Annotated in this window: 20 protein-coding genes; 1 reads left to right on the top strand and 19 read right to left on the bottom strand. The window is 68.9% G+C overall.

All coding sequences use genetic code 11. From position 1 onward, the window contains the following. Nucleotides 1-6: 6 nt before the first annotated feature. From ABIC28_RS01245 to ABIC28_RS01190, 12 genes are all read right to left on the bottom strand, one after another. Entirely contained in the window at nucleotides 7-762 is a 756-nt protein-coding gene (locus ABIC28_RS01245) for a FadR/GntR family transcriptional regulator (RefSeq protein ID WP_097211040.1), read from the bottom strand. An 88-nt stretch (nucleotides 763-850) separates the two neighbouring features. After that, entirely contained in the window at nucleotides 851-1588 is a 738-nt protein-coding gene (locus tag ABIC28_RS01240) for an ABC transporter ATP-binding protein (protein WP_097211039.1), read from the bottom strand. After that, nucleotides 1585-4302: an ABC transporter permease subunit gene (locus tag ABIC28_RS01235; protein WP_209928700.1), complete on the bottom strand. Its 2718-nt coding sequence runs from the start codon at nucleotides 4300-4302 to the stop codon at nucleotides 1585-1587. The genes ABIC28_RS01240 and ABIC28_RS01235 overlap by 4 nt, the downstream gene beginning before the upstream one ends. 27 nt (nucleotides 4303-4329) lie before the next feature. Then, entirely contained in the window at nucleotides 4330-5553 is a 1224-nt protein-coding gene (locus ABIC28_RS01230; RefSeq protein ID WP_269588633.1) for an ABC transporter substrate-binding protein, read from the bottom strand. 203 nt (nucleotides 5554-5756) lie between these two features. Continuing rightward, nucleotides 5757-7715: an acetoacetate--CoA ligase gene (locus ABIC28_RS01225; RefSeq protein WP_354577180.1), complete on the bottom strand. Its 1959-nt coding sequence runs from the start codon at nucleotides 7713-7715 to the stop codon at nucleotides 5757-5759. Between the two features lie 15 nt (nucleotides 7716-7730). Then, on the bottom strand, nucleotides 7731-8078 hold the full coding sequence (locus tag ABIC28_RS01220) for a carboxymuconolactone decarboxylase family protein (RefSeq protein WP_083742898.1): 348 nt from the start codon (nucleotides 8076-8078) through the stop codon (nucleotides 7731-7733). Between the two features lie 65 nt (nucleotides 8079-8143). Further along, nucleotides 8144-9340: an acetyl-CoA C-acetyltransferase gene (locus tag ABIC28_RS01215; RefSeq protein ID WP_097211035.1), complete on the bottom strand. Its 1197-nt coding sequence runs from the start codon at nucleotides 9338-9340 to the stop codon at nucleotides 8144-8146. A 59-nt stretch (nucleotides 9341-9399) separates the two neighbouring features. After that, nucleotides 9400-10236: an HpcH/HpaI aldolase/citrate lyase family protein gene (locus ABIC28_RS01210; protein ID WP_097211034.1), complete on the bottom strand. Its 837-nt coding sequence runs from the start codon at nucleotides 10234-10236 to the stop codon at nucleotides 9400-9402. Beyond that, nucleotides 10233-10718: a MaoC family dehydratase gene (locus ABIC28_RS01205; protein ID WP_077040797.1), complete on the bottom strand. Its 486-nt coding sequence runs from the start codon at nucleotides 10716-10718 to the stop codon at nucleotides 10233-10235. Before ABIC28_RS01205 ends, ABIC28_RS01210 begins: the two co-directional genes overlap by 4 nt. Beyond that, on the bottom strand, nucleotides 10715-11878 hold the full coding sequence (locus ABIC28_RS01200) for an acyl-CoA dehydrogenase family protein (RefSeq protein WP_097211033.1): 1164 nt from the start codon (nucleotides 11876-11878) through the stop codon (nucleotides 10715-10717). The genes ABIC28_RS01205 and ABIC28_RS01200 overlap by 4 nt, the downstream gene beginning before the upstream one ends. Further along, nucleotides 11875-13920 carry an acetyl/propionyl/methylcrotonyl-CoA carboxylase subunit alpha gene (locus tag ABIC28_RS01195; protein WP_354577176.1) on the bottom strand — a complete coding sequence of 682 codons (2046 nt, stop codon included), beginning with the start codon at nucleotides 13918-13920 and terminating at the stop codon, nucleotides 11875-11877. The genes ABIC28_RS01200 and ABIC28_RS01195 overlap by 4 nt, the downstream gene beginning before the upstream one ends. Before the next feature lie 5 nt (nucleotides 13921-13925). Beyond that, entirely contained in the window at nucleotides 13926-15527 is a 1602-nt protein-coding gene (locus ABIC28_RS01190) for a carboxyl transferase domain-containing protein (protein WP_097211032.1), read from the bottom strand. A gap of 116 nt (nucleotides 15528-15643) precedes the next feature. Here ABIC28_RS01190 and ABIC28_RS01185 point away from each other — a divergent pair, with 116 nt between their 5' ends. Further along, on the top strand, nucleotides 15644-16243 hold the full coding sequence (locus ABIC28_RS01185; RefSeq protein WP_097211031.1) for an SACE_7040 family transcriptional regulator: 600 nt from the start codon (nucleotides 15644-15646) through the stop codon (nucleotides 16241-16243). Nucleotides 16244-16354: 111 nt separating this feature from the next. On the opposite strand, the gene ABIC28_RS01180 is transcribed toward ABIC28_RS01185, so the two are convergent. The 7 genes from ABIC28_RS01180 to ABIC28_RS01150 form a co-directional block, all read right to left on the bottom strand. Then, on the bottom strand, nucleotides 16355-17026 hold the full coding sequence (locus ABIC28_RS01180) for a YoaK family protein (RefSeq protein WP_209928692.1): 672 nt from the start codon (nucleotides 17024-17026) through the stop codon (nucleotides 16355-16357). Between the two features lie 57 nt (nucleotides 17027-17083). Continuing rightward, entirely contained in the window at nucleotides 17084-17347 is a 264-nt protein-coding gene (locus ABIC28_RS01175) for a GlsB/YeaQ/YmgE family stress response membrane protein (RefSeq protein WP_179800489.1), read from the bottom strand. Between the two features lie 182 nt (nucleotides 17348-17529). Then, nucleotides 17530-18639: an NDMA-dependent alcohol dehydrogenase gene (locus ABIC28_RS01170; protein ID WP_097211029.1), complete on the bottom strand. Its 1110-nt coding sequence runs from the start codon at nucleotides 18637-18639 to the stop codon at nucleotides 17530-17532. 22 nt (nucleotides 18640-18661) lie between these two features. Continuing rightward, on the bottom strand, nucleotides 18662-20164 hold the full coding sequence (locus ABIC28_RS01165) for an aldehyde dehydrogenase family protein (RefSeq protein WP_354577172.1): 1503 nt from the start codon (nucleotides 20162-20164) through the stop codon (nucleotides 18662-18664). A gap of 85 nt (nucleotides 20165-20249) precedes the next feature. After that, on the bottom strand, nucleotides 20250-21917 hold the full coding sequence (locus ABIC28_RS01160; protein WP_097211028.1) for a sigma-54-dependent Fis family transcriptional regulator: 1668 nt from the start codon (nucleotides 21915-21917) through the stop codon (nucleotides 20250-20252). A 12-nt stretch (nucleotides 21918-21929) separates the two neighbouring features. Further along, a complete protein-coding gene (locus ABIC28_RS01155) occupies nucleotides 21930-23603 on the bottom strand; it encodes an AMP-binding protein (RefSeq protein WP_097211027.1) in 1674 nt (557 codons plus the stop codon). Nucleotides 23604-23762: 159 nt separating this feature from the next. Beyond that, entirely contained in the window at nucleotides 23763-25097 is a 1335-nt protein-coding gene (locus tag ABIC28_RS01150) for an MFS transporter (protein WP_097211026.1), read from the bottom strand. Between the last annotated feature and the right edge of the window lie 10 nt (nucleotides 25098-25107).

Below are 25107 nucleotides of genomic sequence, written 5' to 3'. Positions count from 1 at the left end.
ACAGAGCTACGACAACACCTCGACGAGGGTCGTCTCGGTGTCGCCGATCATGTACTTCTCGATCGCGTCGAGGTGCTTGCGCCAGAACTCCTGAGCGGCGGTGGCATCGCCCTCGCGCAGCAGCCCGAGCAGCTTGAGATAGGCGCGATGCGCCGCACGGGCGGCGGGACGCTCGTTGCCGCCGCCATGCGAGGCGATGAAGAGGGCGTTGTGTGCATCGATGATGTGCACCAGCATCCCGCCGAGCACCGCGAGCGTCTGGTTTCCGGCGAGGTCGATGAGCGCCTGGTGGACATCGACGTCGTGGCGGGCGAACCCGGCGGAGTCCTCCACGAGGTCGGCACCCGCCTCGATCAGTTCCGCGAAGGTCGCGAGTGCCTCGCCGCGGTTGCCCTCCGCCAACATTCCCACCGCGGACACCTCCAGCGATGCCCGCGCCCGGTACACGTCGATGAGCGGTGTGCCCTGGTACTGCAGCAGCAGGCCGGTGTACCGCGCGGCCACCGATGCGTCGGGCGCCAAGACCCTCGCGCCCCCGTGTGCGCCGCGCAGCACCGTGATGATCGATTCGGATTCGAGGATCCGGAATGCCTCGCGCAGGGTCGGCCGCGACACCCCGAACTGTTCCATGAGCACGGCCTCGTTGGGCAACGGGTCGCCCACGTTGAGTTCGCCGGTGATGATCCGGCGCCGCAGGTTGGCTGCCACCAACTCACCGGCCTTCGGCACCCGGACCACCGTCGACTTCGTTCCGGACGTCACTCGCACCCCTCGCTCCTTTTTGGGTCACGCCCCGCGCTGACCAGGACAGATGACCGACCAAGGGTACAAGAGTTGACCGAATTGCTTGTTAACCACTCTCCCCCGGCTCACCCGACGAGAGATAGGCCCGCTGAACCGCGTCGAGGTCCGCGCCGATCTCGGCGGCCGTCCCCTCCAGCATCACCTGACCGCGGCGCATCACGTACACGCGATCCGCGACCCGCAGGACCTGGCGAACGTGCTGCTCAACCAGCAACACCCCGAGATTCTGGGTGTCCGCGGCCGCCCGCACCACGTCGAGGAGCCGCGCCACGATCTGCGGTGCCAGCCCGAGCGACAGCTCGTCCGCCAACAGCAGCTTCGGGTTCCTGGCCAGCGCCCTTGCCAGGGTGAGCATCTGCTGCTCGCCGCCGGACAACAGGCCGGCCGGTCGCCCGAGCAGCGCGCGCAGTTCCGGGAAGATCGCGCACGCGGCATCGGCCTTGACGCCCGCCAGCCGCAGGTTGTCCGCGGCTGTCAGCCCCATGATCACCGACCGCTCCTCGGTGACATAGCTCAGGCCGCGCCGCGCCAGGGTGGCGAGCGATGCCTTCTTGTCGGAACCGAGCACGGACACTCGGCCCGAGATCGGCGCCAACTCGCCTGCCACCGTCAGCATCGTCGTGGACTTGCCTGCGCCGTTGGCTCCGATCAGCGCCACCACCTCCCCCGAACGCACGGTGATGTCGAGGCCGCGGCACACCACGGTCCCGCCGTAGCCGGCACTGAGGCCCTGGCATTCGAGCACCGTCGTGGACGGCACGGCCTTCTCCTGGGTGGTGGTCATCGTGCTGCCTCCGTCGTGTCGTCTTCTGTGCCCAGGTAGGCGTCGCGAACCGCCGGGCTGGCGGCGATCTCCTCGGGCGTGCCGGCCGCGAGCACCCGGCCGGCTGCGAGCACCACGATCCGGTCACAGGTGGACATCACCAGACCCATGTCGTGTTCGATCAGGAGCACCCCGGCCCCGCGTTGCACGGCCAGGTGCCGAATGGCGACCGCGAGTTCTCGACTCTCTGCGTCGTCCAGTCCGGCCGCCGGCTCGTCGAGCAGGATGACGGAGGGAGCGGAGGCAACGGCGCGGGCGATACCCACCAGCCGGCGCTGGCCGTATGACAGCTCGCTCGGCAGCACGTCCAGGTCGTTCTCCAGCTCGAAGTCCCGCACCACCGCCGATGCACTCGGTGAGAGGGGATGGCGGCCCGGGGTGACGAGGTCGGTGAGCCGGGCGAGCCAGGTGGACTCGTCGGCGCCGGCGTGGATGTTCTCGCCGACCGTGACGTCCTCGAACAGCTCGAGCGACTGGAAGGACCGGCGCAGGCCGCCCTTGGAGCGCCGCGCGGTGGACCAGCCGGTGATGTCCTGGTCCCCCAGCGTGAGCTTGCCGGCCGCGGGGCTGACGAATCCGGTGATGGCGTCGATGACGGTGGTCTTGCCTGCGCCGTTGGGCCCGATCAGGCCCACTACCTGCCCGGGCGCGATGTCGAGGTCGACGCCGTCGACGGCGGTCACACCACCGAACCGGACTGTCAGGCCGCGCACCGTCAGTGGCGTCGGGGTGACCGACCCGGTGGGCGCCTCGTCTGACAGCTCATGTCCACGGCGCTTCTTGCGCGCCAGCACCGCAGCCAGTGCGGGGTTCTTCCGCACCCCGCGGGAGATCATGTCGGCGATGCCGTTCTGGTTGGTGAGCAGGGTGACGATGAGGATCACGCCGCCGAGCAGCGCGGCGATGGCCAAGCCCGACAGCAGCCGGCTGAAGACCGCGCCGGGCGCCATGAGCGAGCCGATGAGGCTACCCGTGACAAACCCGAGGCCGCCGGTCACCGCCTGGACCACGGCGTTGATCGACGCGAACACGTTGAACTCGAGGTAGGTGACGGCGGTGTTGCGCAGGCCGAGGAGGATGCCTGCCACCGCGGCGAGGCCGGACGCGAGCGCGAAGGCGTAGATCTTGACCCCGAACACGCTGATGCCGAGGGAGGCCGCGGCCCGCTCGTTGGTGCGCACGGCGATGAGCCGTCGCCCGGTGCGCGAGCGCCGCAGGTTCGCGACAATCAGACCGCAGACGACCAGCGCCACGAGGCACACCGTCGCCCACCGCTCGGGATGGACACTGGGCGTCACATCGAGTCCGAACAGGCTCAGCTGATGGATCTTCACCGAGCCCTCGAGCTTGTCGCCGGTGAAGGTCGGGTTGTTGAACACCATCTCCTGGATGGTGAACCCGAGTCCGAGGGTGACCACCGCCAGGTTCACACCGCGCGTCCGCAACGCCGGCAGTGCGAACACCACACCGATCGCGATCACCGCCGCCACGCTCACCAGGGCCGCGGGCACCAGTGGCCAGCCGGCCTCGCCGACGAGTCGCGCGGCGAACAGCGCGCCCAGGCCGCCGACGGTGTACTGGGCGAGCGAGAGTTGGCCGGCGAAGCCGGTCAGCACCACGATCGAGAGCAGGAACACCGCCGCGGCCAGGGTCAGTGTCAGCGACCGCAGCCAGTCGCCACCGCCCAGGATGATGCCCACGGCCACCAGGATCCCGAGGACGACGAGCGGCCAGCGGATCTCGCCGGAACCGAGCTTGGGCAGCCGCTCTGAGACATGGCTGCGCAACGGCAGCCCCTTCCCCCGCACCACCAGCACCACGAGGATCACCAGGAACGGCACAGCCCGGTTGACGCCGGTGAGCGTTTCCATCCCGAGCAGATCCCGCAGGTCGTCCTGGTACAGGACGACCAGGCTCTCACCCACGCCGAGCAGCAGGCCGCCGATCAGGGTCAGGGGGAAGGAACGGAAGCCGCCGAGCAGCGCCGCGGCCAGCGCCGAGACCGTCACGATCACCACGAAGGCCGACGGGGTGAGCCCGGTCAGGGGCGCCACCATGATGCCGGCCGCACCGGCAAGGGCGCCGCCGACGGTCCAGGTCAGTGTGGCGAGCCGCTGCGGCGACCAGCCGAGCGCGGCGGCGGCCCGCTCGTTCTCGGCGGACGCGGTGATTGCCAGGCCCACCCGGGTGAAGTTGGTCCACGCCCACAGCGCAGCCGTCGACAGGATCGCGATACCCAGCAGGATCATCCGATCCTGCTGCACCACAACGCCTCCCCAGCGATACGCCTCGTCGGGCAGGAAGGTCTTCACCCGGATCGACGTACTGCCGTAGTACTGCTGCACCCCCGCCTGCAGGATCACCATCAGGCCGAGGGTGGCGGCCAGCCGGACGATCGGCGCGGCGTTGGCGAGCCACCGCAACACCAGCAGCTGAAATGCCAAGCCGATCAGTCCGGCCACCACGACCGCCACCAGGAAGGCCGGCAGCAGCCCCCAGTGTTGGTCGTGCCGAAGGGTTTCCAGGCATATGTAGGCCCCCACCATGGCGATCGCGCCCTGGGCGAAGTTCACCACTCCGGATCCGCGGTAAACCAGCACGATGCCCTGCGCCAGGAGCGCGTAGGCGGAGCCCGCTCCCAGGCCGAGAATCGCGAACTGCAAGAACTCAGTCATTCGTCAATCTCCATGGTGGGGCGTGAACTAGGCGGTGGGGGTGCGCAGGTCGTACTGCGTGGGATCGGTGACAAGCACGTCACCGTCGAACGACATCTTGTACATCATCGAGTTCGAGATCCGCGGGAAGATCCCGAACTGCTCCACCGCTCCCGGAGTCCAGGCCGGGATCAGGCCGGCCATGTCGATGTCCTTGGCGTTCTCGAATCCCTTCCAGATGTCCGCGGCGTCGATCGTCCGGTTCTTTGCCACCTCGCCGAACGCGCGCACCGACAACCACGGGTTCACCGCATCGCCGGTGAGGTTCTGCAGCTCGAGCTCCTCCTTGCCGGACTTGTCCATGTCCGCCAGGAAGTCCTTGAGGCCGGGGAAGTCCTCGGTGCTCGACGAGGGCGCGGGGGTCGGGCTGGTGTACGTCGAGCTGGTGGCGAAGGTGCCGAGGTCCTGCAGGTCGGCCTGGGTGAAGCCCGCCGTCCCCAGCGCGAAGGTCAGCTTCGACCCGAGCTGCTCGAACGCCTGGGCGATCGGGTTGGCGTCGGTGGCGCCCAGCGCCATGATCACGCCCTGTGCGTCATTGCGCTCGGCCGCGGCGATGAACTGGGTGTAGTCGGTCGCGCCCGCGCCCACCGCCACGTCGTTGACGATCTCGGCGCCCTTCGCCTGTACCGCCGGGGTCAGCAGGCCGACCAGCTGCGCGGTGACCGGCAGGTCGGGACGCATCAGGGAAAGCTTGGTCTTGCCCTGCGCCACCAGGATGTCGATCATCCCGTACAGGTTGAGCAGCGAGCCGGAGAACGGGGTGTAGACATTCGTGGCGGTGAAGTCCGCCATGTTCACCGGGTTCAGCCCGACCCGGGCGATGCCGGCGTCGAACAGGATCTTCGACGTCGCCTCGGACGAGGCCGGCGTGAAGTCTGCGAGGGTCGCGACTGCCCCCTCGGAGACCATCTTGTTCGCGCAGTCGACCTCCTTGTTCGGATCGCCCATGGAGTCGCACTGCAGCAGTTCGAGCGGGCGTCCGTTCACGCCGCCCCGCTCGTTGAATGCGTCGACCGACGCGACCATGCTCGCGGCGTAGGTGGCGGATCCGAGGCCCGGCGCCTCGATGGGCACGATCTGACCGACCTTGATCGGATCACCGGTCGCGGCGTTGTCGGCCGCGTCTGCGCCGCTGTCGCTGCTACAGCCCGCGGCGAGCAGGCTTGCGGTCGCGAGAGCGGCGATCGCGGGGGCGATTCTCTTGAAGTTCACGGCGCGTCCTTTGCATGTGGGCAGCTTCCATCTCGGACGCCAACGCAGTTCCACCCCGTTGAACTGCGGTTACCCGCTCGCCCTCCGTCGCGGAACCGCGCTGCCGCCCGCCTTGGCTGCAGCGTATGGGAACGCGATGCAAAATATGGCGAACTTCACAAAAATTCAGTTACATGATGAGACGCAATTATCTCCCGCCCAGGTCAGGGCCTCTGCTGGAGATACCAGTCGATCAGCTCGGGGGCGTCGATCGCGCTCCGATCGAGGATCCGGTCCGCGTCGGCGCCCTGGAACATCCGCTTGATCGGCACCTCCAGCTTCTTGCCGGTGCGGGTGTGCGGGACACCGGGCGCCGCGATGATCTCGTCGGGCACGTGCCGCGGCGACGCCTGCTCGCGGATCGTCGACTTGATCCGATCCTCGAGCGCGCCGTCGAGCACCGCCCCGTCCGCGAGCACAACGAACAGGGGCATCCAATACCCGCCGTCCGGCTGCTCGGCCCCGATGACGAGCGCCTCGGCGATCTCGGGCAGGCGTTCGACGGCCTGATAGATGTCGGCGCTGCCCATCCGGATCCCGTTGCGGTTGAGCGTCGAGTCCGAGCGGCCGTGCATCAGCACGCTTCCCCGCTCGGTGATGGTGATCCAGTCGCCGTGCCGCCACACTCCGGGGAAGTCGTCGAAGTACGCGTCGTGGTAGCGCTTTCCGTCGGGGTCGTTCCAGAATCGGATCGGCATGGACGGCATCGGCTTGGTGATGACCAGTTCCCCCACATCACCACGGATGGGCACGCCGCCCTCGTCGTAGGCCTCGAGCGCGACGCCGAGGAAGGGCGCGGACAGTTCGCCCGGCCAGATCGGGACGGTGCGCGCGCCGCCGATGAATGCGGAGACCACGTCGGTGCCACCGGTGATGGAAGCCACCGGCACACCGACGTTCTCGGCGATCCAGAGCGAGGAGGACGCCGGCAGTGTCGATCCGGTGATCCCCACCGTGCGCAGCGCACTCAGGTCGTGGTCGCGACGCGGGACCACGCCCGCCTTCGCGCAGGCGAGCACGTAGCCCGGACTGGTGCCGAGCACGGTGGCCCGGTGCCGCGCGGTGAGCGCCCACAGCGAATCGACGTCCGGGTACCCGGGGTTGCCGTCGAAGCAGACGATGGTGGCACCGACCAGCAGTCCGGCGATCTGGAAGTTCCACATCATCCAGCTCGGGCTGGTGTACCAGAAGAAGGTGTCCTCGGGCCCGATGTCCATCTGCAGGGCAACCGATTTCAGGTGCTCGAGGAGCACACCGCCGTGCCCGTGCACGATCCCCTTCGGCAGGCCGGTGGTGCCCGAGGAGAACACCACCCAGAGCGGATGGTCGAAGTCGACGCCCACCGGTTCGAGCGGCGCCTCGCCCGCGGTCGCCGCGGCCCAGGACAGGACTCCCTCGGGCTCACCGGACTGGGAACCTGCGTCCGCACCGAGCCGCCGCACCAGCACGGTCGTCGTCAGGCTCGGCATCCCGGCCCGCAGTTCCGCGATCGAGTCGCGGCGGTCGTGCAGCTTGCCGCCGAAGCGGTAGCCGTCCGCGGTGATCAGCACCGACGGTTCGAGCTGGCCCAGCCGGTCCAAGGCGGCGGGGGCCGAGTAGTCCTGGCCGCAGGCCGCCCAGATCGCGCCGAGGCTCGCCGTCGCGAGGAAGGCCACGACGGTCTCCGGGATGTTCGGCAGGTAGCCGACCACCCGGTCGCCCGGACCGACGCCGTTCGCCCGCAGGGTCGCGGCCAGCGCACCCGCCTGCCTGCGCAGCTCCGCCCAGGACATGGTGACGTCCTCGGCGGCCGTCTCACCGGAGTAGACGATGGCGGGCCGGTCCGAGCGCTCGTTGCGCAGCACCTGGTCCACGTAGTTGAGCCGGACCCCGGGGAACCACACCGCACCGGGCATCCGGTCCTGCGCGAGCACCTCGCCGACCGGCGTCGCGGACCTGAGCCCGAAGTAGTCCCAGACCGACCGCCAGAAATCGTCGAGATGCTCGACCGACCATCGCCACAGCGAGTGGTAGTCGGGCACGGACACCGAGTACTCCCGCTCCACCCATGAGGCGAAATCGGTGATCCGGGCGTTCCGCACGTCGTCGCGTGTCGGTTCCCACTGCGGCTGAAGCGATTCCATGCGGTTCGTCCTCTCTCAGTCAGTCTGTTTCGGCCCGAGGTCCTCGGTGAGGACCTCCTGCACCACGCGCATCGCGGCGAGCGCGGCAGGCGCGCCGCAGTACCCGCTGGTGTGGATGATCGCCTCGGTGATCTCCTCGCGGCTCAGTCCGTTCCGGAGTGCACCGCGGACGTGCCCGCGCAGCTCCGATTCCGCGCGCAGCGCCGTCAGCATGCCCAGGTTCAGCAGGCTGCGGTCCCGCCGGCTCAGACCGTCGCGGGTCCAGACCGAACCCCATACCGTCTCGGTGATGTGCCGCTGGATCGCCTCGCTGTCGGTGCCGAGGTCGCGGGTCAACGCGCGATCGACGAAGTCGTCGCCCATCACCTCACGCCGGACGGCGAGGCCGGCGTCGAACCGGCCGCCGCCCTCCCCTTGGCCCTGGCCTGTCACTTCTTCGGGACCCGGATGATCAGGGCGTCACCCTGACCGCCGCCGCCGCACAGCGCGGCCGCGCCGACGCCACCGCCGCGACGCTCCAGTTCCAGCGCCAGGTGCAGCGCGATCCGCGCACCGGACATGCCGAGCGGGTGTCCGACAGCGATCGCACCGCCGTTCACGTTGACCTTGGCCGGGTCCAGACCGAGCTCGCGAGTGGACGCGATGCCGACGGCCGCGAAGGCCTCGTTGATCTCGACGAGGTCGAGATCGGTTGGTGCGATGCCCTCCTTCGCGCAGGCCTTTGCGATCGCGCGTGCGGGCTGCGACTGCAGGGTGGAGTCGGGGCCGGCCACCACGCCGTGCGCGCCGATCTCGGCGATCCAGCTCAGGCCCAGCTCCTGCGCCTTGGCCTTGCTCATCACGACCACGGCGGCGGCGCCGTCGGAGATCGGCGAGGCCGAGCCGGCGGTGATCGTGCCGTCCTTGCTGAACGCAGGGCGCAGCGTGCTCAGCGACTCGACGGTGGTGTCGGCCCGGATGCCCTCGTCCTCGGCGAAGACGATCGGATCGCCCTTGCGCTGCGGGATCTCCACCGGCACGACCTCGTTGTCGAACAGGCCGTTCTTCCAGGCGCGCGCGGCGTTCTGGTGCGAGGCCGCCGCGAACGCGTCCTGCTCCTCGCGGGTGATGTGGGTGGCTTCCTGCTGGTTGACCTGCTCGGTCAGCAGCCCCATCGCCTGGTCGGTGAAGATGTCGTGCAGGCCGTCGTACGCCATGTGGTCACGCATGGTCACGTCGCCGTACTTGAAGCCCTCACGGCTCTTCTCCAGCATGTGCGGTGCGCGGCTCATCGACTCCTGGCCACCGGCGACCACGATGTCGAACTCGCCCGCGCGGATCAGCTGGTCGGCCAGCGCGATCGCGTCGACACCAGAGAGACACACCTTGTTGATCGACAGGGCGGGCACGTCCATCGGGATGCCCGCGGCGACGGCCGCCTGGCGCGCGGGCATCTGACCGGCGCCCGCGGTGAGCACCTGGCCCATGATCACGTACTCGACACTCTCGGGCGCGACGCCCGCCTTCTCCAGCGCGCCCTTGATGGCGATGCCACCGAGATCGGACCCGGAGAAGCCCTTCAGCGAACCGAGGAGCCGACCCATCGGGGTACGGGCTCCGGCGACGATGACAGTGGACTCGGACATCAGCTTGCTGTTCCCTTCACATTTCTCAGCCACTTCGGATTTCTCGGCGACTGAACTGTTCACAACGATTCACTCCGGCGGACGATCGCCTCCGCGTGCCGAAGCACCGGCGCGTCCACCATCTTCCCCTCGAAGGCGAAGACCCCGCGCTCCTCGGACACCGCGGCGAGCACCCTGCGCGCCCAGGCGAGGTCCTCCGCGCTCGGTTCGTAGGCGGCCCGGATCACCGCGACCTGGCTCGGATGGATGGCCACCTTGGCGTCGAACCCGACCGCGACCGCGTCGAGGGACTCCGCGCGCAGACCATCGAGGTCTTTGATGTCGAGGTAGACCGAGTCCAGCGCGAACCTGGCGTGTGCCTTGGCCGCCAGCAGTGAGCCGGAGCGCACGTGCCTGGCCACATCGCGATAGGAGCCGTCGGTGTGGCGGCTGGCGTTCCCACCGAGCGCCGCGACCAGGTCCTCCGCACCCCACATCACCCCGATCGCGTTCGCGACCTGTGCGGACTCGGCAACCGTCAGGGCGCCGAGCGGGGACTCGATCAGGGCGATCACCTGGCGCGGGGCGAGGGAGCGCACCTGTTCCGCCGACTCGCACTTGGGCAGCATCACCCTCGGGTAGCGGGTCTGTAGCAGCGCCTCCAGGTCGAGCGCCTGGTCCTCGGTGCCCGCCGCGTTGATCCGCACCACGGTGCGCTCGGGGTCGAGCGGGGTGTCGATCAGCGCGCGACGTGCGGCCGCCTTGTCCGCGGGGGCGACGCCGTCCTCGAGGTCGAGGATGACGACGTCCGCGGCGGCCGCGGCCTTCGCGTAGCGCTCCGGCCGATCCGCCGGGCAGAAAAGCCAGGCCGGGCCGGGCGGTGTCCACCCCGAGGAGTGACCGGAGTTCGCTGTCATGACGGCCTCTTCCTGACCAGCGTCTTGCGCACCGCGATCGCCACCACGTCGCCGTGCTGGTTCCGCGCGGTGTGCGCCAGGGTGATGATGCCCTCGCCCGGCCTGCTCTTCGACTCCCGCTTGTCGGTGATCACCGTCTCGGCGTACATGGTGTCGCCGTGGAAGAGCGGCTTGGGGAAGGAGATCTCGGAGAACCCGAGGTTCGCGACGATCGTCCCCTGGGTGAGCTGGGCGACCGACAGGCCGACCAGGGTGGACAGCGTGAACATCGAGTTCACCAGCCGCTGGTTGAACGGCGGCAACTGCTCGCTGAACGCGGCGTCCAGGTGCAGCGCCTGAGTGTTCATCGTCAGCGTGGTGAACAGGACGTTGTCCGCCTCGGTGATGGTGCGACCGGGGCGGTGCTCGTAGACGACGTCGGTCTCGAACTCCTCGAACCAGAGCCCGCGCTGGACGACCCTCTTGCGGTCCGGCTGGCTCACAGCCCGGCCTCGCGCGCGATCAGCATCAGCTGCACCTCGGTGGTGCCCTCGCCGATCTCGAGGATCTTGCTGTCCCGGTAGTGCCGGGCGACCGGGTACTCGTTCATGAAGCCGTAGCCGCCGAAGATCTGGGTGGCGTCGCGGGCGTTGTCCATCGCGGCCTCGCTGGCGACCAGCTTGGCGATGGAGGCCTGCTTCTTGAAGGGCTTGCCCGCCAGCATGAGTGCGGCCGCGTCGTAGTACGCGGTGCGGGCGACGTGCGCGCGCACCTCCATCCGCGCGATCTTGAAGGCGATGGCCTGGTTGGCGCCGATCGGCTTGCCGAACGCCTCGCGCTCCTTGGCGTACTTGACCGACTCGTCCACGCAGCCCTGCGCCGCACCGACGCTCAGCGCCGCGATCGCGATCCGACCCTCGTCGAGGATGCGCAGGAAGTTCGCATACCCACGCCCGCGCTCGCCCAGCAGGTTCTCCTGGGGCACCCGAACATCCTGGAAGGTCAGCGGGTGGGTGTCGGAGGCGTTCCAGCCGACCTTGTTGTACGCCGGCTCCGCGGTGAATCCCGGCGTGGAGGTCGGCACCAGGATGGTGGAGATCTCCTTCTTCCCGTTCTCCTTCTCGCCCGTGACCGCGGTGACGGTGACCAGGCGGGTGATGTCGGTGCCGGAGTTGGTGATGAACTGCTTGTTGCCGTTGATGATCCAGTCGCCGCCGTCTTCCTTCGCGGTGGTCCTGGTGCCCCCTGCGTCGCTGCCTGCTCCCGGCTCGGTGAGGCCGAACGCGGCCAGCGCCTTGCCGCTCGTGAGCTGCGGCAGCCACTCCTGCTTCTGCGCCTCGTTGCCGAAACGGTAGATCGGCATCGCGCCGAGCGAGACGCCCGCTTCCAGGGTGATGGCCACGGACTGGTCGACCTTGCCGAGCTCCTCGAGGGCGAGGCACAGCGCGAAGTAGTCGCCGCCCTGTCCGCCGTACTCCTCGGAGAACGGCAGGCCGAACAGGCCAAGCTCGGCCATTCCCGCGACGACCTCGTACGGGAAGGTGTGGTTCGCGTCGTGCTCGGCGGCGACCGGCGCGACGACGGTCTGCGCGAAGTCGCGGACCACCTTCGCGAGCTGCTGGTACTCGTCGGGCAGCGATCCGGAGGAGAGGTAATCGGTCATGCCGCGGCGCCCTTCGTTGTCGTCTCTGCGAGTTCGGGTTGTCCTGAGTTATCGGAAGTTTCGGGTGCATGCGGGATCACGCGAGCGAGGATCTGGTCGACCTTCACCTGGTCGCCCGCCGCGACGAGCAACTCGACGGTGCCGTCGATGGGCGAGGTCAGCGAGTGCTCCATCTTCATCGCCTCGACCACGACCACCGCGGTGCCCGCGGCGACGGTCGCGCCGTGCTCCACGCCGACCGCGATGACCGCGCCCGGCATCGGGCTGGTGATCTCGGCCTCCCCCGCGTGCGCGTCACCCGTGCGGACGCTGACCTCCCGAACCTCGCGAAGGACCGCGGTCCCGTCGGTGCCCGAGAGCCAGATGTGACCGTCGTGGGCGGCCACCAGGTAGCTCGCCCGCAATCCGTCCACCGCGACGGACAGCGTGGAACCGTCCAATGATGCGGTCAGCCTTCGTGTTTCGCCATCCTCCATCGACACCAGCGCGTCGCCGGGCGTACCGACGATCCGCACGTGGTCGGTGCGGGCAGGCGAGGCGAGCCGGATGCTGGTCGGCGCCGGGGTACCGACCCGCCAGCCGGTCGGTCGCTCCCACAGGTCGGCCTCGGTGCCCTGGGGCCAGCGCGTCAGCCACCGGTAGGCGCCCGCCGCCATGAACTGCGCACCCGAGGCGTCGACCGCGACATAGTCCTCGAGCCTGCGGTCGAGCAGACCGGTGTCGAGGCGGCCCGCGACGACGTCCGGGTCCGCGAGCAGGAACCGCGCGAAGTCGATGTTGGTGACCACACCGAGCACCGCGGTGTCGGCGAGCGCCCGGTCGAGCTTGCGGAGCGCCCCGGCGCGGTCGGCGGCGTGCGCGATGACCTTCGACAGCATCGGGTCGTAGTCGCTGCCGACCTCGGTTCCCGCCCGCAGGCCCGAATCGATCCGGATACCGGGGCCGGACGGCTCCACGACGTCGAGGACCAGTCCGCCCGTCGGCAGGAAGCCGCGGGCGGGGTCCTCGGCGTAGACGCGGGCCTCGATGGCATGGCCGGTCATGGTGATCTCGTCCTGGGAGATGCCGAGCTTCTCGCCTGCGGCAACCCGGACCTGCCACTCGACCAGATCGAGCCCGGTGACCATCTCGGTGACCGGGTGCTCCACCTGCAGGCGCGTGTTCATCTCCATGAAGAAGAACTCGTCGGGGCGGTCCGCGGAGACGATGAACTCCACAGTGCCCGCGCCGGTGTAGTCGACGCTCCGCGCGGTGTTGCAGGCCGCCTCGCCGATCCGGGCGCGGGTGGCCTCGTCGAGCAGCGGCGACGGCGCCTCCTCGATGACCTTCTGGTGACGACGCTGCAGGCTGCACTCGCGCTCGCCGAGGTGTACGACGTTGCCGTGGGTGTCGGCGAGGATCTGCACCTCGATGTGCCGGGGGCGCAGCACGAAACGCTCCAGGAACAGGGTGTCGTCGCCGAAGGCGGAGGCGGCCTCGCGGCGCGCGCTCGCCAGCGCGTCGGCGAGCTTGTCCGGCTCCTCGACCAGCCGCATGCCCTTGCCGCCGCCGCCCGCGGACGGCTTCACGAGAACCGGGTACCCGATGTCCACGGCCGCGGCGATCAGCTCGGCGTCGGTCAGTCCGGGCCTGGCGATGCCGGGCACCACAGGGACGTCGAACTCGGCCACCGCGTTCTTGGCGGTGATCTTGTCGCCCATCACCTCGATGGCCCGGGCGGAGGGCCCGAGGAAGGCGATGCCCGCGTCCGCGAGGGCGGCCGCGAAGGCCGCGTTCTCGGAGAGGAATCCGTAGCCGGGGTGCACCGCCTGGGCACCCGTCCGCTTCGCCGCGTCGACCACCTTGGCGATGTCGAGGTAGCTCTCGCGCGCCGCCGCGGGGCCGAGCAGGACCGCGGTGTCGGCCTCGCGCACGTGTCGCGCGCCTGCGTCCGCCTCGCTGTACACCGCCACCGAGCGGATGCCCATGGCACGCAGGGTGCGGATGACGCGGACCGCGATCTCGCCGCGGTTGGCGACGAGAACGGTGGAAAATTCAGTCATCTCACTCACATCCTGAAGACGCCGTAGGAGACCGGCTCGAGTGGCGCCTGAGCGCACGCCGAAAGTGCCAGTCCTAGAACAGTTCTGGTGTCCGCGGGGTCGATGATTCCATCGTCCCACAGTCGGGCGGTCGAATAGTAGGGGTTGCCCTGTGCCTCGTACTGCGCCCGGATCGGCGCCTTGAAGGACTCCTCGTCCTCGGCGGACCAGGGCTTGCCCGAGGCGTCGAGCTGGTCGCTGCGGACGGTGGCCAGCACCGAGGCCGCCTGCTCGCCGCCCATCACCGAGATCCGCGCGTTCGGCCACATCCACAGGAACCGGGGCGAGTAGGCGCGGCCACACATCGAGTAGTTGCCCGCGCCGTAGGAGCCGCCGATCACCACGGTGAGCTTCGGGACGCGTGCGCACGCCACCGCGGTCACCATCTTGGCGCCGTGCTTGGCGATGCCGCCCGCCTCGTAATCGCGGCCGACCATGAACCCTGCGATGTTCTGCAGGAACAGCAGCGGCACGCTGCGCTTGTCGCACAGCTCGATGAAGTGGGCGCCCTTCATCGCGGACTCGGCGAAGAGCACGCCGTTGTTGGCGACGATGCCGACCGGGTGTCCGTGGATGTGGGCGAAGCCGGTGACCAGGGTCTTGCCGTACTCCGCCTTGAACTCCTGGAAGCCGGATCCATTGCCGGCACCGCCGGCGCCACCGTCCACGATCCGGGTGATCACCTCGTGCACGTCGTACGGGGTGCGCGGGTCCGTCGGGACGACGTCGTAGAGCTCCGCCTGCGGCGCGGTCGGCTCGACCGTCGGGATCACGTCCCATGGCCGGTCCGTGCGCGGGCCGAAGGTCGCGACGATCCGCCGCACGATGCGCAGCGCGTCCTGATCGTCCTCCGCGAGGTGATCGGTGACGCCGGAGACCTTCGAGTGCAGGTCACCTCCGCCCAGGTCCTCGGCCGTGACGACCTCGCCGGTCGCGGCCTTCACCAGCGGCGGGCCACCGAGGAAGATGGTGCCCTGGTTGCGCACGATGACGGCCTCGTCGCTCATCGCGGGGACGTAGGCGCCGCCCGCGGTGCAGGAGCCCATCACCGCGGCGATCTGCGGGACGCCCTTGGCGCTCAGGTTGGCCTGGTTGAAGAAGATGCGCCCGAAGTGCTCGCGATCGGGGAAGACGTCGTCCTGGCGGGGCAGGAAGGCGCCGCCGGAGTCGACCAGGTAGAGGCACGGCAGGTTGTTCTGCAGCGCGATCTCCTGCGCGCGCAGGTGCTTCTTCACGCTCATCGGGTAGTAGGTGCCACCCTTGACGGTGGCGTCGTTGGCCACGATGACGCACTCGCGACCGGAGACCCGACCGATGCCGGCGATCACGCCCGCGCCGGGGCACTCGTCGTCGTACATGCCGTTCGCGGCCAGCGGCGAGAACTCGAGGAACGGGCTGCCCGGATCCAGCAGGGTGTCCACCCGCTCGCGCGGCAGCAGCTTGCCCCTGCTCACGTGGCGTTGTCGCGATTGCTCACTGCCGCCGAGCGCAGCGGTCGCGAGTCGCTCGCGCAGCTCGGTCACCAGGCGTACGTGCTCGCCCCGGTTGCGCTCCCCGTCGATGGTCATGTCGTCGCCCTGTCTGCTCAGATCGGTTCGCGGTCAGTTAATTGCCAATAACCGAATCTAAGATAACTATGATTAACTGAGTTGTCCAGACCCACAGGTTGAAGGGAGGTGCCGACGTGACAACCGATGATTCGGCGCTGACCAAGCGCGGCCGCGCGAAAGCAGATCGCCGTCGGCAGCTCCTGCAGGCCGCCGCCCGCCTGATCGCCGAGCGTGGTTTCGCCGGGGTTCGCCTCGAGGACCTCGGATCCGCGGTCGGGATCAGCGGCCCCGCCGTCTACCGGCACTTCCCCAACAAGGAGGCGCTGCTGGTCGAACTGCTGGTCGACATCAGCCGTCGCCTGCTCGAGGGCGGTATCTCCGTCGCCGACGTGGCCTCGACCCCGGACGAGGCGCTCGCCGGCCTGATCGAGTTCCACCTCGACTTCGCGCTCGGCGAGCCCGACCTCATTCGAGTGCAGGACCGCGACCTGGAGTCGCTGCCCGCGGCCGAGCGCAGGCAGGTCCGGCAGTTCCAGCGCCGCTACGTCGAGGTGTGGGTCGAGGTCCTCCGGAAGGTCGACGCGGACCTGGCGGAGTCGGATGCCCGGATCAAGGCGCACGCGACGTTCGGCCTGATCAACTCCACCCCGCACAGCGTGAACCCGTCCGCTCCCGCCCACACCAGGGCGGTGCTGCGCGCGATGACTGCGGCGGCGCTGGCTCCTGGGGTCTGAGGCCTCGGCGCCCTCGCCGTGAGGACGCACACCCCTTCACAAGGTCGCACCCCCTTTGGGGCGCCAAATCCTGTGCGTTCTCAACAAAAGCTGTGCGCGGCCGGCTCCGGCCTACGGCCCGATCGACGGGATGTCACGCGCCGCGCTGAGGCGATCCCGCGCAAACATCACCGCGAGCAGCAGCGCCAACGCGACCGCGGCCCACAGGCCGGCCAGCCCGACCCCGCGGTGCACCGCCGCGCCCGCGGCCACCCCGAGCACCAGGCCGAGCCACAGCCCGGCGAACCGTACCCACTCCCACCGCGGCCCGCCGGTCAGCGCCGCGGCGATGCGCTGCCCCAGCTTGACCAGCGTGCCGGTCATGTAGGTGAGGCTGATCGAGGACTCGCCCGTCCGCTCGAACACGGTGTTCTCCGCCCCCATCGCCAACGCAAGCGCGGCGACCACGACCTGCCGCGGGCCGATAGCCGAGGCCGTCACCGCCGCAACCAGCAGGCCCGCGACGAGGCACATCACAATCGATCTGCGGCGCGCGTGAGCAATCCGCCCCAACACCGAACCCAGCACCACACCGAGCACGAACAGCCCGATGACCGCGGCGCCGACCGCGGCGACATGCCAGTGGCCGTCGACCGCACCGACCGCCATGCGAGTGGAGTTCCCGCTCATGAACGAGACGAAGAACCCGCCAAGGGTGATGTACCCCATGGCATCGACGTAGCCGGCCAGGGCCGCGAGTAGCACCGCGTAGACAAACGTTCGGCGCCCGACATCGACTACCACTGAGTCCCTACCCGGATGGGGTCGGCCGCAGACGCCGCGGCGGCACGCCGGTCGCGGCTACTCCTTCCTCGTCAGCGCGGTGTAACCGAGGGTCAGCACGGCCGCTGCCGCGATGCTGATGATCCAGCGCCACCAGTCGATGCCCTTCGTGTCGCCGGTGTCGCTGATCATGCCCCAGATCCAGTACCCGATGAGTGCACCGGCGATGCCGAGCAGGACGGTGATGACCCATCCCATTGCCTGCTTGCCAGGGATCACCAGGCGTGCGAGCACGCCGATGACCGCGCCGAAGATGATGGTGCCGATGATGTCGCCGATCATTGTGGGCTCCTCTCGTGCCACCTCAGTCGCGCGATCGCGTGCTGGGTTGTCGATCTTGATAGTGACACGGTGACGTCGTCGGAGGAACCCCTGCCGCCCCAGACCGGCGGTGCCCCGCTCTCCTGTGGTCCGGAGAGCGGGGCACTCGGTGCACGGCCGGTCGGGGGAACCGGCGTCACCGGTCAGGCGTGCACGATCACCCCGCGGATGTTCTTGCCGCTGCGTAGATCCTCGTAACCCTGATTGACGTCCTCGAGGCGGTACTGCGTGGTGATCAGCTCGTCGAGCTTGAGCTGACCCGCGTCGTAGAGCCGCAGCAGCTTGACGATGTCGTACTGCGGATTCATGGACCCGAACAGCGAGCCCTTGATGGTCTTCTGGTTCAGCGTCAGGTCGCAGCCGGACACCTGCACGGTGAGCTTCGCCGGATCGGCCAGCCCCGTGATGACGACGGTGCCGCCCTTGCCGATCACCGCGGTCGCCGCGGACACGACCTCCGCGTCCACGGTGCCGACCAGGATCAGGGCGGCGTCGGCGCCCTGGCCCCAGGTCAGTTCGTTCACCTTCTCGGCGGCACTCGCCGCGTCGGCGAAGGCATGGGTGGCGCCGAACTTCAGCGCGGTCTCGCGCTTGAGGGCCACCGGATCGACGACGACCACGTACTTGCAGCCCGCGCTGACCGCTCCCTGCACGGCGTTGATGCCAAGGCCGCCGATGCCGTAGATGACGGCGGTGTCACCCGCGTGCAGGTTGCCCGCGTTGACCGCGGTTCCCCACCCCGAGGGGACCCCGCAGCCGACCAGCACCGCGGTCTCCAACGGCAGCCAGTCGTCCACCTTGACCACCGAGTGCTGCGAGATGGTGGCCCGCTCGGCGAACGTGCCGAGCATGCACATGGCACCGAAATCGGTTCCCTTGGAGTGGAACCGGAAGGTGCCGTCCGGCATCGAACCCTCCAGGATGGTGGCACCCATGTCGCAGAGGTTCTGCCTGCCCGTCGAGCAGTAGCGGCAGGTGCCACAGTTCGGGATGAAGCTGCACACCACGTGGTCGCCGGGCTTGACCTTCGTGACGCCCGGCCCGACTTCCTCGATGATCCCCGATCCCTCGTGCCCACCGACGATCGGATAGCGCGGCGGCAGGTCACCGTCCGTCAGGTGTAGGTCCGAGTGGCACAGGCCAGCGGCGGTGTACTTGATCAACACCTCACCGGGGCCGGGGCCGTCCAGATCGAGCTCCATCAACTCGAACGGCTTTCCGGGCTCCAGGAGCACGGCTGCGGTCGTCTTCATGGTTTCTCCTCGTAAGTTGTTGTCAGAGCGCGATGTTGACGGACTTGGTGATCGTGTAGGCGTCGAGTCCGGCCGCCCCCAGCTCGCGGCCCCAGCCGGACTGCTTGTATCCACCGAAGGGCATCGCGGTGTCGAAGCCGTTGTACTGGTTGATCCACACGGAGCCGGCCTTGATCTGCCGCGCGGTGCGGTGCGCCTTGGAGATGTCGCGGGTCCAGATTCCCGCGGCCAGGCCGTAGATCGAGTCGTTCGCGGCAGCGGCGACGCCGGCCTCGGCGTTGAACGGCAGCGCCGCGACCACGGGGCCGAAGATCTCCTCGCGGACGATGCTGAACTCCGGCTTGACGTCCACGAAGACGGTCGGCTCGACGAAGTAACCGGTCTCGCCCCACCGCTTGCCGCCGGTCAGCGCCCGGGCGCCGTCCGCGAGGCCCTCGCGCAGGTAGCCGGTCACCTTGTCGAACTGTTCCTGCGAGACGAGCGGGCCCAGTTGGGTCGCCGGGTCGAGACCGGGTCCGATCTTCACCTGGCTCGCCGCGTCGGCGACCGCCTGGGTGAACTCGTCGAAGATCCTGTCCTCGACGAACAGCCGCGTCCCGGCGACACAGCACTGACCGTGGTTGAAGAGCCAGGCATTGAGCGAACCCTCCACGGCGGCATCGAAATCGGCGTCCGCGAAGACGATGTTCGGGCTTTTGCCGCCGAGCTCGAGGGAGACCTTCTTCAGGTTGCCCTTGGCGGCCTCGACGATCTTCTTCCCGACCTCGGTCGAGCCGGTGAAGGCGATCTTGTCGACGTCGTCGTGCGCGGACAGCGCGGCGCCCGCGTCGCCGAATCCGCTGATGATGTTCACGACGCCGGGCGGGAAGCCTGCCTCCTGGAACACATCACCGAGCAATAGCGCCGTCAGCGGCGTCTGCTCGGCGGGCTTGAGGATGACGGTGTTACCTGCGGCGAGTGCGGGCGCCAGCTTCCACGAGGCCATCAGCAGCGGGAAGTTCCACGGCACGATCAGCCCGCACACACCCACCGGCTCGCGCAACGTGTAGGCGTGGAACTGGGCACCCGGCGCAAAGGGCATCGACACGTTGACCGTGCTGCCCTCGATCTTGGTTGCCCAGCCGGCGTAATAGCGGAACACGTCCGCGGCCCAGGCGACATCCACCGCGGACGCGATGCCCGCCGACTTGCCGTTGTCGAGCGCCTCGAGCTGACCGAACTCCTCGGCCCGCTCGCTGAGGATGTCGCCGACGCGCCAGAGCAGGCGCTCGCGCTCGTTCGGCTTCATGCCGGGCCACGGGCCGTCGTCGAACGCCACCCGCGCGGCGCGAACCGCCCGGTCGACGTCCTCGGCCTGACCATGTGCGACCTCGGTCAGCGCGTTCCCGGTCGCGGGGTCGTAGGTCGGGAAGGTGCGACCCGAGGCGGCCGGGGTCCATTCGCCGCCGATCAGCAGCTTCTTCGGGCCGCCGGTCAAGAACCCCTGCACCTCGGTCTTGAGCGGGAAATCGGCGATCGCCGTCATCGGTTCCTCCTGCGAGAGTTGGTGTGTGATGCACGCCATACTTCGCCGGTTCCGATACGGATAACTGTGCGACTTCCGGACAGCCCTAGGGCGTCACCTCGAGCGCACGGATTCTCGAATACAGTGTGCTACGGCTGATTCCGAGCTTCGCGGCGGCATGCACCTTGTTTCCGCCGCATTCCTGCAATGCATCGATGATCGCCTGGCGTTCCGCACGCTCGCGGCCCGCGAGGCGGGAGACGCGCGAGCTGGTCCGGTACGCATCGGGCAGATCCGCGAGCCCGAGCCTGGTGCTCGCGCGGTCGCGCGCCGTCCTGGTCAGCACCACCCGCAACTCGGTCAGGTTGCCCGGCCACTCCCCTGCCACCAGTGCCTCGAGCGCGGTCGAGGTCAGGCTCAGCCCGGGCTCGATCTCGTCGAGCATCGCCTGGGCGATCTCCGGCAGTTCGCCGAGCCGCTGACGGAGCGGGGGCACCGCGATGCGCTCGGGGCACCGCGCGATCATCGCCGCCGCGGCCGGGGGGAGTTCCTCGATCGGGCTGCTCGTCAGCACCATCCGAGGTCCGCCCTCGGCGACCAGGAGGTCCGTGACCACGGGAAGTATCGACGCGGGCAACAGGTGCGCGTGTTCGACGGCCAGCACGCCACCCGACGTCGATGCCTGCTCCAGCAGCGCCGACAACCATCGACCCTGCCCGACTATCGGTATCCGCGAGGCATCCGTCCAGTGCACGGCGTCGACGCCTGCGAGATCGCGCACGGCCGTGGTGCGGCCCGAACCGGACTCGCCGACGATCGCAACGGACTCGGCGGTCGCGCGCACCCGTCGCAATTCCGAGCGCGCCCGGTCCACGACCCCCGCACGGTCGGCGCGGCGCCTGATCGGCACGTGCTGTCGGTGCACCTGCTCGACCAGAAACAGTGTGCCCCCGTTCGTTCCGGCGATCCGGTCGGCCTGCACCTTCGCCAGCTGGCCGGAGGCCAGTTCGAGGTTCACCGTGCGCGATTGGTCCGGCAAAAGGTCGGCCGCGAGCCCGCGCAGCGCGGCGTGGTCGGCCACGTCGAGGAGATCGAGCGCGGTCCGGTTGCTCAGCAGGATGTCCTCGCCGATCGCGGCGACGGCGACATGGCGTTGCGGCGATACCCGCTGGAAGGCGTCCACCAACCGCTGCTCCGACGCCCGCGAACCCTCGAGCAGGCGCCGCTCGATGTCCGCCGCGGCGCGCTGCAGAAAGGGCGCGAACAGCGAGTTCGCCCGCGGGGCAATGCAGGTCATGTCCAGGATCCCCTCGACCCTGTGCGTCACCGGATGCAGGATCGGATGCCCGTAGCAGCTCAGCCCCTTCAGGCGCTCCAGGTAGTGCTCCTCGCCGTTGATGACGATTCCGCGCCGCACCTCGACCGGGGTACCGATCGCGTTGGTGCCCGCGGTGTCCTCACCGAACCTCGAGCCGATCACCGCGCCGAGCTTCTCCATCTTCCGCTCGACCTGATGGTTGTCGAACACCCGCGCCACGATCCGGCAGTCCCGGTCGGCGAGCAGGAGGCACAGCCCGGTGCCCGCGATCTGGATCGCAACCTCGTCGAGGATCGGGCGCGCGGCCCGCAGCAATCGGCTGGAGAGGTCCAGGTCGGTTGCCGGGTCAGCGTCGAAGCCGTCCCCCGGGCCGACGCCACTCAACGCGGATCGCTTCCAGGACAGCGCTATCTCGGGCCGGACCGGTTCCCGCCCGCTCGTCTCGCCGGGGTTCATCAGCCGGCCCGCCTAGCCCCGCCCGATCAACTCGACGGACTGCTCGCGCATGTCGATCTTGCGGATCTTGCCGGTCACCGTCATCGGGAACTCGTCCACGACGTGGACGTACTTCGGGATCTTGTAGTGCGCCAGCTTCCCCGCGCAGAAGGCCCGCACCGAGTCCGCGTCCAGCTCCGGCGCGCCCTCACGCATCCGGATCCACACCATCAGTTCCTCGCCGTACTTCGCGTCCGGCACGCCGATCACCTGGGCGTCGAGGATGTCCGGATGCGAGTAGAGGAATTCCTCGATCTCGCGGGGATAGATGTTCTCGCCACCGCGGATCACCATGTCCTTGATCCGGCCGGTGATGGCGACGTAGCCGTCGGCGTCCATCACTCCGATGTCGCCGGTGTGCATCCACCGTGCGGTGTCGATGGGCCCCAGTTTGTATGGTCGCTCCGCAGGCTCCGCTCCGGCAGGCTTCTCCGGGGTGTTCTCCCAGTAGCCGAGCATCACCGAGTACCCGCGCGTGCACAGCTCGCCCGCCTGTCCCCGGGGCAGCGTCAGCCCCGTCGCCGGGTCGACGATCTTCACCTCCAGGTGCGGACCCACCCGGCCGACGGTGGACACCCGCTGCTCGATCGTGTCGTCGGATCGGGTCTGCAGCGAGACCGGCGAGGTCTCGGTCATGCCGTAACAGATGGACACCTCCGCCATTCCCATCTGCTCGATCACCTGCTTCATCACCTCGACCGGGCACGGCGAACCGGCCATGATCCCGGTGCGCAGGCTGGACAGGTCGTAGCTCGCGAAGTCCGGGTCGGCGAGCTCGGCGATGAACATCGTCGGCACCCCGTACAGGGAGGTGCACCGCTCGGCCTGCACGGCCTCGAGGGTGGCCTTCGGATCGAACGCGGGGCCGGGGATCACCATGGTCGCGCCGTGGGTGGTGCACGCGAGGTTGCCCATCACCATGCCGAAGCAGTGGTAGAACGGCACCGGGATGCACACCCGGTCCGCCTCGGTGTAATGGCACAGCTCGCCGACGAAGAATCCGTTGTTGAGGATGTTGTGGTGACTGAGCGTCGCACCCTTCGGGAATCCCGTTGTACCCGAGGTGTATTGGATGTTGATCGGGTCGTCCGCGGAGAGTGCGGACTGCGCCGTCGCCAGCCTCGACGGGTCGGCGGACTGGGCTGCGGTCCCGTCCGTGACCAGCGCCTGCCAATCCGTGCTGCCGAGCAGGATCACCGATTCCAGGTCGGCGCACTGCGGCCGGACGGTCTCGATCATCCCGGCGTAATCGGAGGTCTTGAAGCTCGGCGCGGCCACCAGCATCTTGATGCCCGCCTGCTCGAGCACGTACTGCAATTCGTGCGACCGGTAGGCGGGGTTGATGTTCACCAGGATCGCGCCGATCTTCGCGGTGGCGAACTGGATCAGCGTCCACTCCGGGCAGTTCGGGGCCCAGATGCCCACCCGGTCACCCATGCCGACCCCGCGCTGCAGCAGGCCCGCCGCGACACCGTTCACGTCGGCGGCCAGCTCGGCATAGGTCCATCGCCTGTCTGAGGGCCGGTCCACGAGCGCGTCACGGTCGCCGTGCGCCGCGACCGTCCGATCGAAGTTGTCCCCGATGGTGTCGCCCAGCATGGGGGCATCCCAGACTCCCGAGGCGTAGCTGGGCAGTGCGGTGCTCATGTGATTCCTCTCCTGGGCGCCGGTGAGCGCCTCGGGGAGGGCCCGCCGGTGCGGGCCCTCCCGTGGTCGAACCTACTCGTGCGGATGTGACTTACGACATAGTCGGCGGTGCGGGGTGACCGTAACTGTCCAAGGTCCGGACACCCCGCCCGCGGGTGGCTAGAGCGCGTGATCCTTGGTCTCGACCAGCGCCTTGGTGCAGAAGAAGCTCAGCACCGACAGTCCGGCGAGCATCAGACCGATCGCGAAGCTGCCGTAGGTGGAGGCGAGCGGCGCGGCGATCAGCGGCGGGATGGCGCCACCGAGCACGCCCGCCAGGTTGTAGCCCAGGCCCGCGCCGGTGTAGCGGTACCGCGTCTGGAACATCTCGGGCAGCAGCGCACCGCAGGGGCCGTAGGCGATCCCGAAGATGGCGAGCGTGCCGAACATGCCGATCACGAACGCGACGGGCGATCCGGTGTCGAGGATGGGGAACAGGGCAAGCGCCCAGACCAGCGCGGCGACGCAGGACGCCATGATCACCTTGCGGCGACCGATCCGGTCCGAGTAGAGCGCGGAGACGATGATCGCGATACCGAAGACGACGGCGGAGGCGATGCCGACCATCAGCACGAACGGACGGCTGAAGCCGAGCGTCTTGGTTCCGTAGCTGGTGAGGAAGGCCGTGCCGAGGTAGAAGAAGGCGAACAGCGTGGCCAGGGCCCCTGCGGAGAGCAGGATCTCCTTGCGCTGGTAGCGCCAGGCGTCGAGGAACGGCAGGGTCCTGGGCGCCGCGTCCGGCCCGTCGAGTGCCCGCTGCGCCTGGTTGGCGCGGAAAACCGGGGTCTCCTCGATGGCGAGGCGCATGTACAGGCCGATGCCGACCAGGACGATGGAGAACAGGAACGGCACACGCCAACCCCAGGTGAGGAAGGCCTCGTTCGAGTCGCCGAGCACGGCCCCGGTGATGAGGAAGGTGCTGCTGGAGAGGATGAAGGCGATGGCGGGGCCGAGCTGCGGGAACATCGCGTACAGGCCGCGCTTGCCCGGCGGTGCGTACTCGGCGGTCAACAGCGTCGCGCCTGCCCACTCGCCGCCGACCGCGAAGCCCTGCCCGAAACGGAGCAGCACGAGGATCAGCGGGGCCGCGACCCCGATCGTGGAGGCGCTCGGCAGCAGACCGATGAGCAGGGTCGAGATGCCCATCAGGAGCAGCGTCGAGATCAGGGTCTTCTTGCGGCCGATCCGGTCGCCGTAGTGGCCGAACAGCATCGCGCCGACGGGCCGGGCGATGAACGCGACGGCAAAGGTCGCGAACGAGGCGACTGTTCCTGCTGTCGATCCCAATGCCGGGAAGAACACCTTCGGGAACACCAGCGCCGCTGCCGTCCCGTAGATGAAGAAGTCGTAGAACTCGATGGTGGTGCCGATGCAACTCGCGATGGCCACCCGGCGCACGCTGGTGCGCGGGGGCGCGGCGATCACCGTTCCTTCTACTGGCGACACTGTCGTCATGTGTTCCTCT

The sequence above is a fragment of the Rhodococcus sp. PvR044 genome (assembly GCF_040548995.1).
Lineage (GTDB): Bacteria > Actinomycetota > Actinomycetes > Mycobacteriales > Mycobacteriaceae > Rhodococcus_G > Rhodococcus_G oryzae.
Note: the sequence above shows the minus strand (reverse complement) of the source record. Positions and strands in the feature narration are given on the sequence as shown.

Coding starts and splice junctions, on each gene's coding strand:
- ABIC28_RS01225 (WP_354577180.1), bottom strand. CDS start 7,715: ATGGAATCGCTTCAGCCGCAGTGGGAACCGACACGCGACGACGTGCGG.
- ABIC28_RS01160 (WP_097211028.1), bottom strand. CDS start 21,917: ATGAACCCCGGCGAGACGAGCGGGCGGGAACCGGTCCGGCCCGAGATA.
- ABIC28_RS01220 (WP_083742898.1), bottom strand. CDS start 8,078: ATGGGCGACGACTTCGTCGATCGCGCGTTGACCCGCGACCTCGGCACC.
- ABIC28_RS01215 (WP_097211035.1), bottom strand. CDS start 9,340: ATGTCCGAGTCCACTGTCATCGTCGCCGGAGCCCGTACCCCGATGGGT.
- ABIC28_RS01155 (WP_097211027.1), bottom strand. CDS start 23,603: ATGAGCACCGCACTGCCCAGCTACGCCTCGGGAGTCTGGGATGCCCCC.
- ABIC28_RS01175 (WP_179800489.1), bottom strand. CDS start 17,347: ATGATCGGCGACATCATCGGCACCATCATCTTCGGCGCGGTCATCGGC.
- ABIC28_RS01200 (WP_097211033.1), bottom strand. CDS start 11,878: ATGACCGATTACCTCTCCTCCGGATCGCTGCCCGACGAGTACCAGCAG.
- ABIC28_RS01190 (WP_097211032.1), bottom strand. CDS start 15,527: ATGACCATCGACGGGGAGCGCAACCGGGGCGAGCACGTACGCCTGGTG.
- ABIC28_RS01210 (WP_097211034.1), bottom strand. CDS start 10,236: ATGACAGCGAACTCCGGTCACTCCTCGGGGTGGACACCGCCCGGCCCG.
- ABIC28_RS01235 (WP_209928700.1), bottom strand. CDS start 4,302: ATGACTGAGTTCTTGCAGTTCGCGATTCTCGGCCTGGGAGCGGGCTCC.
- ABIC28_RS01195 (WP_354577176.1), bottom strand. CDS start 13,920: ATGACTGAATTTTCCACCGTTCTCGTCGCCAACCGCGGCGAGATCGCG.
- ABIC28_RS01170 (WP_097211029.1), bottom strand. CDS start 18,639: ATGAAGACGACCGCAGCCGTGCTCCTGGAGCCCGGAAAGCCGTTCGAG.
- ABIC28_RS01150 (WP_097211026.1), bottom strand. CDS start 25,097: ATGACGACAGTGTCGCCAGTAGAAGGAACGGTGATCGCCGCGCCCCCG.
- ABIC28_RS01240 (WP_097211039.1), bottom strand. CDS start 1,588: ATGACCACCACCCAGGAGAAGGCCGTGCCGTCCACGACGGTGCTCGAA.
- ABIC28_RS01165 (WP_354577172.1), bottom strand. CDS start 20,164: ATGACGGCGATCGCCGATTTCCCGCTCAAGACCGAGGTGCAGGGGTTC.